This is a genomic window from Oleiphilus sp. HI0080, assembly GCF_001635135.1.
Genome location: NZ_LWFU01000659.1, coordinates 1 through 5,286, shown reverse-complemented (window position 1 = coordinate 5,286; position 5,286 = coordinate 1). Strand labels below are relative to the sequence as shown.

General features: G+C 47.4%; 5 protein-coding genes and 2 tRNA genes. 1 reads left to right on the top strand and 6 read right to left on the bottom strand.

The annotated features are described in order from the left end of the window. The first annotated feature begins 18 nt into the window (after positions 1–18). Positions 19–1,095: a hypothetical protein gene (locus A3751_RS14355; protein WP_068457321.1), complete on the top strand. Its 1,077-nt coding sequence runs from the start codon at positions 19–21 to the stop codon at positions 1,093–1,095. Between the two features lie 188 nt (positions 1,096–1,283). Here A3751_RS14355 and A3751_RS14350 read toward each other — a convergent pair. The 6 genes from A3751_RS14350 to A3751_RS14325 form a co-directional block, all read right to left on the bottom strand. Beyond that, positions 1,284–1,360, bottom strand: a tRNA-Met gene (locus tag A3751_RS14350). 114 nt (positions 1,361–1,474) lie between these two features. Next, complete coding sequence (gene ychF / locus A3751_RS14345) at positions 1,475–2,569, bottom strand: redox-regulated ATPase YchF (protein ID WP_068457320.1); 1,095 nt, start codon at positions 2,567–2,569, stop codon at positions 1,475–1,477. A gap of 136 nt (positions 2,570–2,705) precedes the next feature. Further along, positions 2,706–3,296, bottom strand: a complete 591-nt coding sequence (pth, locus tag A3751_RS14340; RefSeq protein ID WP_068457313.1) for an aminoacyl-tRNA hydrolase — start codon at positions 3,294–3,296, stop codon at positions 2,706–2,708. Positions 3,297–3,354: 58 nt separating this feature from the next. Further along, entirely contained in the window at positions 3,355–3,993 is a 639-nt protein-coding gene (locus tag A3751_RS14335) for a 50S ribosomal protein L25/general stress protein Ctc (RefSeq protein WP_068457310.1), read from the bottom strand. A gap of 184 nt (positions 3,994–4,177) precedes the next feature. Then, a complete protein-coding gene (locus A3751_RS14330) occupies positions 4,178–5,122 on the bottom strand; it encodes a ribose-phosphate pyrophosphokinase (RefSeq protein ID WP_068457307.1) in 945 nt (314 codons plus the stop codon). 76 nt (positions 5,123–5,198) lie between these two features. Beyond that, positions 5,199–5,273: transfer RNA gene (locus A3751_RS14325), tRNA-Gln, on the bottom strand. Between the last annotated feature and the right edge of the window lie 13 nt (positions 5,274–5,286).

Sequence of the window (5,286 nt, the reverse complement as noted above, 5' to 3'; positions counted from 1 at the left end):
CGTTGATAAGGTGTTTTTATGACAGGCTCCAAAAAAAGCAAAGTAAAAAAGGCAGACCAACAAGTGCGTGAAGAGCACCCGCAAGCGGCAGCACTAATGGAGCTGCATCTTGCGCATGAGCTGGCTTTGTTTGAGCGTGAAGCCTTTTTGGCATGGTTAAAACCAGAGCTTGAGTTGCATCTGTCCGTTGCGCGCGAGATGCCCTTGAGCGCGTTTGTCGACGCAGACCAAGTGAAATCGGTGATTGCGCGGAATGTTGTGGATAATGAAATACCGGGTGCGGTGGCTGAACTAGCCGGCGATGCAGCCGCTCAGCTGTTTAGTTCTGAGATGCATAAAAGTACACCTCTGCGCGACATCTTACCAACGGCGCACTTTGAAGAGTTTGTCGATAAGTTGCTTGAATTACCTGAGCAGAGAAAGAACGGCATTAACCATGTTATTGAGCTGCCGGTATACAAAGACCTGATTTCTGGAGTGCTCTACCAGGCCATTATCCGCTATATCTACGAAGAAAATGTGCTCAGCAAGAAGGTTCCCGGTGTTGCATCCATGCTCAAGTTTGGGAAGCAAATGCTTGATAAAACAGCCCCAAACCTAGACGGTGCCGTCGAAGAAAATGTACGTCACTATATCGCAAAAAACCTAGTCTTTATCCTGAAGGAGAGTAAAGCGTTTCTTGAAAACTCCTTGACCGAAGAAGACATCAAGACATCGACCATGGAGTTATGGGATGTGTTGGAAGATAAGACAATGTCTGAGTTTCAGCAAGGTATGGATAGCATCGATCTGTCAGAGTTTGTTGTTTTAGGATACGAATTTTGGAAGACATTCCGAAGCTCTGCCTACTTTAGAGAAAGTTACGAGCTAGTGGTTGACTACTTCTTTCAAGTCTACGGCGAAAGCCCGCTAGGAACCTTGCTTGATGACTTAATGGTCACTCCAGATCTCATGATGCGTGAGGCAGAAGTGTTTGCGCCAAAGGTACTAGAAGCCTTAAAAGAAAATGGGCAAATCGAGCAATTTTTAAGGCGGCGACTGGAGAGCTTTTACTTCTCCAAAGCTGCGCTAGATTGCATGAGCGCTTCGTCTTAGTCGCATAGCTGGGGCGTTCATTCGAATAGGGCGGGCGATATACCAGTGTTTATTTTTTATTCGAGCGTAAGCGAGTCTTATGGGCCTGCTATTTAGTGTTAGAAATTTTTGACAATGAGGGCTGACTGCGAGCAAATAAAAAAGGCCTAGCAATGATCACTGAAGATCGGCTAAGCCTTTGAAAGAAGTGGTGGCTACACCTAGATTCGAACTAGGGACCCCATCATTATGAGTGATGTGCTCTAACCAACTGAGCTATGTAGCCAACGAGTAGAAAGAGTGCCTACTCAAGAAGGCGCGTATTTTGTTGTTTTTGACCTACTATGTCAAGCCTGTCTCAATAAGAAATACGTAAAATTTTTTGGTGTATTTTTAGGCTTTAAACATTGAAGCGGAAGTGCATAACATCGCCGTCTTGAACGATATATTCCTTGCCTTCAAGGCGCCATTTTCCAGCCTCTTTGGCGCCATTTTCTCCGTTATATTGAATGTAGTCGTCATAGGCGACGACTTCAGCGCGTATGAAGCCTTTTTCAAAATCGGTATGGATAACCGCGGCAGCTTTAGGCGCTGTATCGCCTTCTTTCATGGTCCAGGCGCGCACTTCTTTTTTGCCTGCAGTGAAGTAGGTTTGAAGGCCGAGTAGCTCATAGCCAGCGCGTATAACGCGGTCTAGGCCGGGCTCTTCCATTCCAAGGTCTGCGAGAAACTCGTCGCGCTCATCGTCTTCAAGTTCGGAAATTTCCGCTTCAAGCTTATTGCAAATCGGCACAACGATTGCGCCTTCCTTCTTTGCGATCTCGTTCACGGCGTCGAGGTGAGGGTTGTTTTCAAACCCGTCTTCGTCAACGTTGGCGATATACATCGTTGGCTTGATGGTGAGGAGGCATAGCTCACGAATCATCTTTAATTGATCTTCATCTAATCCAAGAGCGCGAACCGGTAAGCCTTCGTTCAAATGCGGAAGCAGCGTATTTTCAAGAAAGTCTAAAATCTTTTTAGCGTCCTTGTCTCCGCTTTTAGCGGTGCGTGTGTAGCGCTTAACGGCTTTTTCGACTGTATCTAGGTCTGCTAGTGCCAGTTCAGTATTAATGACATCAACATCCGCTTGTGGATTTACTTTTGCCGACACGTGCACGACATTCTCGTCTTCGAAGCAGCGTACAACGTGTGCAATCGCATCTGTTTCTCGAATGTTCGCCAAAAATTGGTTGCCTAAACCTTCTCCCTTAGAGGCGCCCTCGACGAGGCCGGCAATATCGACAAACTCCATGGTGGTTGCAATCGTCTTTTCAGGTTGCACGATTGAAGAAAGCGCATCCAGGCGAGGGTCTGGCATCGCAACAACACCCGCATTTGGCTCAATCGTGCAGAACGGGAAGTTCTCGGCACCAATGCCTGCTTTGGTTAGTGCATTAAAAAGCGTTGATTTGCCGACGTTTGGAAGGCCGACGATGCCGCAGTTAAAACCCATGATCGTAATCCTGAATAAGATGGTGTCTAAAAAGTCGGCGTATTATATAGATAAGACCCGTGAGGGTCACGCTGCGCGATTGGGCTTTTGCGATGTATTACTTGCGGATGTCTAATCTTTGACGGCGTTGTTTGCGCTAATCTGCTTTGAAGCTGTGTAGGGCGTTCATTGCTTTCGCGGTGTCGCCGGAAATAATCTCTGGAAGGTAGCGCATCGCTTCATCAATGACAGAATCGAGCTGCTCGGTTTCTTTTTTGCCTAGTTTACCGAGTACATGCCCAGTTACTTTGCTTGCATGTCCTGGGTGGCTGATTCCGAGTCGAAGTCGAGAGAACTCTTTGTTGCCGCCTAGCTTGGTGATGATGTCTCGCAAACCATTCTGCCCGCCGTGCCCACCGCCTTTTTTCAGTTTCATGCTCCCCATCGGAATATCGAGCTCGTCATGAGCGACGAGGATCTCTTCCGGTTGGATTTTGAAAAACTGCGATATCGCCTGAACAGCTTGTCCACTTCGGTTCATGAAGGTGGTAGGGATGAGTAAATGGATGTCTTGGCCTGAGATGGTTGCCTTTGAATACAGGCCGTGGAATTTGCTCTCAGGTTTTAGGGTTTGAAGCGCTTGGGTTGCAAGCGCTTCTACAAAAATGGCACCAGCGTTATGGCGGGTAGATGCGTATTCTTTCCCGGGGTTACCGAGTCCGACGATCAGCTTGATCTGTTGTGTCATTGCTGATGTTCCGCAAATACCCTAGCCAGTACCAAGAAGAAGTCGCTCTGGGTAGAGCTTATTCTTCTGCGTCACCTTCTTCAGATGATTCTTCAGATTCTTCTGCAACGCCCTTAGGCTTGTGTACAGAACAAACTGGTAGATCGTGATCAGCACCTTGTTGAAGGGCTGCAATCGTTACGCCTTTTGGCAGAACGATGTCTGACAAGTGAACGATTTGATCAACGTTAACGTCAATCATGTCTACTTCAAGGTACTCAGGAAGATCTGCAGGCAAACAGATGATCTCAACGTCAGTCATCTGGTGCTGGACCTTACCGCCGCCCATTTTAACGCCTTCACACGCTTCTTCGTTCAAGAAGTGGAGAGGGACGTTAACGTGGATAGCTTGGTTTTTAGTTACGCGCAAGAAGTCGGCGTGCATTACTTCATTGGTAGAAGGATGACGCTGAAGATCTTTAAGAATTGCGCTCTCTTCCTTGCCGTCAAATTTAACGGTAAGAATGTGAGAGTAGAATGCTTCTTCTTCAAGGGCGCGACGTAGTTTGTTAGCAGGAATGCTAAGTGAAACTGGATTTTTTGCTTTCGTGCCGTACAAAATAGCAGGTACTTTACCTTCAAGGCGACGCAGGCGGCGGCTCGCACCTTTCCCCTGATCTTCTCGAAGCTCTGCTTCTACAACAAATGAATTACTCATTTTTCTTTCCTCAATATGCGTTGTAACAAGTCCGCGACCAGACTCATCACTTGCTTTTTAAAACGAAAAAAAGCACCAATGTGCTTTTCGGTGTTTTGATAAATCTGCAGTGCGGATTCATCAAAATTTTTTAGTGCGTTTTGGCTCTTTAGCTTTCGCTAGGTAAAGCCTTGTTAGCCTTCAGCTAATCAAACAATGCACTAATCGACTCTTCATTGCTGATCCGTCTAATTGACTCTGCAATGAGGCCTGAAATCGTAAGGGGGCGAATCTTACCACATTTTGCGGCTTTGTCACTCAGTGGGATCGTATCTGTGACAATCAATGTGTCCAATGTGCTGTTTTCGATATTTTCAATCGCAGGGCCGGACAAGACGGGGTGCGTGATGTAGGCGTAGACTTCTTTTGCGCCTTTCTCTTTTAGTGCTTCTGCTGCCTTGCAAAGCGTGCCTGCGGTATCAACGATGTCATCGATGAGCAAGCATTTCTTGTCTTTAACGTCACCGATGATGTGCATGACCTGAGAGATGTTTGCGTTCGGGCGGCGTTTGTCGATGATGGCCAAGTCGACATCACCGACGCGTTTTGCCATTGCACGTGCTCGCACTACGCCACCAACATCGGGGCTCACAACCATAAAGTCGTCATTGAAACGCTGCATAATGTCGTCAACGAGAATTGGTGTGGCGTATATGTTGTCTACCGGAATGTCGAAAAAGCCTTGAATCTGATCGGCGTGCAGGTCGACGGTTAATAGTCTGTCGATGCCGGCGCCCGTGATCATATCAGCGACTACTTTTGCGGTGATCGGAACGCGCATGGAGCGAACTCGTCGATCCTGACGTGCATAACCAAAGTATGGGACAACGGCCGTAATTCGACCGGCTGATGCGCGACGCAAAGCGTCCGTCATCACAATCAGTTCCATTAGGTTGTCGTTAGTCGGGTTACAGGTTGGTTGTATAATGAAAACGTCTTTACCTCGGACGTTCTCGTTGATTTCAACCGCTACTTCGCCGTCGCTGAATTTGTTGACCTTCGCGTTACCCAGAGGTAGGCGTAGATTATCAACAACTTTCTGGGCTAGATCTCGATTAGCATTACCTGTGAAGACCATCATTTTAGACATGGGAAGAGCTTACCTCGTTTCAGAGCTGCTTGTAGCGTTGGACTATGCGCGTTTTCGTCTAAGGGTGTAAGAAATATGGCTGGGGTAGGAGGATTCGAACCTCCGCATGACGGGATCAAAACCCGTTGCCTTACCGCTTGGCGATACCCCAGTAATCTGGACTT

Bases quoted from the DNA above. Each gene is read 5' to 3' on its own strand.
- A3751_RS14330 (WP_068457307.1), bottom strand. From the start codon at position 5,122: ATGTCTAAAATGATGGTCTTCACAGGTAATGCTAATCGAGATCTAGCC.
- A3751_RS14355 (WP_068457321.1), top strand. From the start codon at position 19: ATGACAGGCTCCAAAAAAAGCAAAGTAAAAAAGGCAGACCAACAAGTG.
- A3751_RS14335 (WP_068457310.1), bottom strand. From the start codon at position 3,993: ATGAGTAATTCATTTGTTGTAGAAGCAGAGCTTCGAGAAGATCAGGGG.
- pth (WP_068457313.1), bottom strand. From the start codon at position 3,296: ATGACACAACAGATCAAGCTGATCGTCGGACTCGGTAACCCCGGGAAA.
- ychF (WP_068457320.1), bottom strand. From the start codon at position 2,569: ATGGGTTTTAACTGCGGCATCGTCGGCCTTCCAAACGTCGGCAAATCA.